Here is a 231-nt window from a genome sequence, read left to right on the forward strand (position 1 = left end):
CATGGCCCGGTGCGCCCTGCCTTCCTCGCGGGCGCAGCGGTCGATGGTGCACGCCTTGTCCAGGTGGATGTGCGTTTCCACGAAGCCGGGCGAGACCAGGCGGCCGTCCGCCTCCACCACCTCCGCGGCCTCGCCCTCCAGCCGGGGCGCCACGGCGGCGAAGCGCCCGCCGGACACGCCGATGTCCACCGCCGGGCCGCCCCGCCCGGCCCCGGGCAGGCGCGCGCCGCG

Annotated in this window: 1 pseudogene; it reads right to left on the reverse strand. The window is 79.2% G+C overall.

Annotation, left to right across the window (positions count from 1 at the left end):
• Positions 1–231 (reverse strand): annotated as a pseudogene (locus PU683_RS22005) (hypothetical protein); the annotation flags it as partial.

Origin of the sequence: Candidatus Kosakonia sp. 282A-S69 (assembly GCF_029433855.1) — a bacterium.
Taxonomy (GTDB): Bacteria; Pseudomonadota; Gammaproteobacteria; order Enterobacterales; family Enterobacteriaceae; genus Kosakonia; species Kosakonia cowanii_A.